Raw genomic sequence first — 2,439 nt, forward strand, 5'->3', positions numbered from 1 at the left:
AATGTCGGCAACTCCCTAGCTGCCACCTCGAAGTTCGGGTGGCACCCCAACACTCTCTTGGATCAGGTTTGAAGAAATGAAAAACGCAATTGTGTTCTCGCTTGCGCTGGCCTTGCTGACCAGCAGCGCTGCCTTCGCTCAAGATGCTGCGAAAAAGGCTGGCAAGAAGAAGGGCGACCCCGCCAAGCAAATGGTTGCCAATTTTCTGAAGGGACTCGAGCCTGCCGAGCTGAGCGAAGATCAGAAAAAGGAAGTGGAAGAGCTGTTCACGAAAACAGCCAAGGAAGTGGTTGCCAAACGCAAGGAAGCAGAACTTCCTGCCGACATTTACAAGCAGCGGACCGAAGCGACCAAGGAAGCACGCGAAGCCGGCATGAAGGGCGAAGAGCTGAAGAAGGCCATCGACGCAAAAATTGGATTGAATGAGGAGCAAGCCAAATGTTGGACCGAAACTACAAAAATGCTCGAGAAGACCAAGCTCGCCGTAGGCAAGTTGCTCAAAGAAGAGCAGCTTGCAAAACTCGAAGGACCTTTGAAGAGTTCTCTGACAGGTGTCAAGCAAGCTCCTAAGAAGAAAAACAAGACAGACGCATAGTCTCAACTCAAGAATCGAGACCCTTGCAAAAAGACGAGGTTGTGGAATTTCCGCAACCTCGTTTCCATTATGGGCCGTCCAATGCGAGCGGATATTTGTTGGTTTTTCGATCTCTGTGCGCAATCCTGCGAGCTTGGAGCGTAGCGTGCCAAACCATCTGGATACGAAGTTTGGGGATGATGTCATCGAAACGCTGGCTGCGTTAGTGAGGATCAATAGCGTTAATCCGAACTATGTCGGAGGCGTGCCCGAACTTGAGATCGCGGAATTCATCGAGCAATTTTTCGCGCACAGAGGCATCGAGGTTCGGCGTCAGGATGTCTTCCCGAATCGCCCGAATGTGATTGCACGCATCCCCGGGAAGGACCCCAACCGGAGGATCGTATTCGAGGCCCACATGGATACGGTTAGTGTTGCTGGCATGAGCATCGATCCCTGGGATCCAGCCATCCGTGATGGAAGGCTTTACGGCCGAGGTAGCTGCGATACCAAAGGCGGAATGGCGGCCATGATGCATGCACTCGCCAGCCTCGCTCAAGAGAAGTCCACTCCCGCGTGCGACATCTTGTTCGCAGCCACCATCGATGAAGAGTATTCTTATCGCGGGGTATGGGCGCTGTGCAACGATCGACCGCTCGAAGCCGAAGCGGCCGTTATTGCCGAACCGACGTCACTTCAAGCCGTTATCGCCAGCAAGGGCGTCGTGCGATGGAAGATTGAAACGCATGGAAAATCGGCTCATTCCTCGAAACCGCATTTGGGAGTGAATGCCATTGAAAACATGGCCCGCATCATCACTGAGCTTGAGGACGACACTCGGAAACTCGCGCACCACCAACACCCATTACTCGGACCAGCCACTTGTAACATCGGAGTCGTCCGCGGCGGAACACAAATTAACTTTGTTCCAGATCGTTGCGAGATCGAAATCGATCGACGCATGTTGCCCCACGAAACTACGGAACAAGTGCTGGCTCACTATCAAGCGCTGCTCGAAACCTTGGCCGCACAGCACAACGACTTCGAGTTCACGATGCACCCTCCGATGCTGACCGATTGGCCACTGGAAACGGACCCTGCCAATCCAGCCGTTGAAAAAATGGTAGCCGTACTTAACTCGCTAAAGCTCGACAGCCAGTTAATGGGTGTACCCTTTGGAAGCGACGCCAGCAAGTTCGGCTTGCGCGGTATTCCCAGTTTGATCCTTGGGCCGGGCAGCATTGACCAAGCCCATTCAGCAATCGAGTACATTGAGTGTTCGCAAGTTATCGCAGCTGCAGAAATCTATCGCCGCTACATGCTTGCCTTTGACCAAATTTTGAAACCTATTGTCAGGAGCTTGCCATGAGTTCGAACCAACGCGTCTCACGCAGAGAGTTTGCGGCCGTCGCCACTGCCGCCGGAGCTGCTTCGTTGCTGATGCGCGATCCCGTGCTCGCAGCATCACCCGCCGCAGCACGCAACATCGACGCTCATGTGCATGTGTGGACACCTGATACGACGAAATTTCCACTAAGTTCGGAATTTTCCGTCGCCGATATGCAACCGACCAGTTTCACGCCAGAGCAGTTATTCGGGCACTGCAAGCCGCAGGCTGTCTCTCGTATCGTTTTGATTCAAATGAGTTTCTACGAATACGACCACAGTTACATGCTTAAAGCCATGCAAGAACATCCGGGCGTTTTTTCTGGTGTCGCATTGATCGATTACCAAGCTAGCGAAGTCGTCGATCGCATGCACGAACTCGAGTCCCAAGGAATGCGAGGATTTCGCTTGCACTCTCATGGCGACGCGGAGCAATGGGTTTCTAGCGCGTCGATGGCCAAGCTCTGGAGGGCTGCAGC

General features: G+C 53.4%; 3 protein-coding genes. All 3 read left to right on the forward strand.

What is annotated here, in order from left to right:
• Window positions 1–76 precede the first annotated feature (76 nt).
• Complete coding sequence (locus AC6T8Q_RS21485; protein WP_500681038.1) at window positions 77–595, forward strand: hypothetical protein; 519 nt, start codon at window positions 77–79, stop codon at window positions 593–595.
• Window positions 552–1,943 carry a M20 family metallopeptidase gene (locus AC6T8Q_RS21490; protein WP_500681039.1) on the forward strand — a complete coding sequence of 464 codons (1,392 nt, stop codon included), beginning with the start codon at window positions 552–554 and terminating at the stop codon, window positions 1,941–1,943. The genes AC6T8Q_RS21485 and AC6T8Q_RS21490 overlap by 44 nt, the downstream gene beginning before the upstream one ends.
• Window positions 1,940–2,439, forward strand: a 500-nt coding sequence (locus tag AC6T8Q_RS21495) for an amidohydrolase family protein (protein WP_500681040.1), incomplete at its 3' end; no start/stop codon positions are given. The genes AC6T8Q_RS21490 and AC6T8Q_RS21495, both read left to right, overlap by 4 nt.

It is taken from the genome of Bythopirellula sp., assembly GCF_041737835.1.
Lineage (GTDB): Bacteria > Planctomycetota > Planctomycetia > Pirellulales > Lacipirellulaceae > Bythopirellula.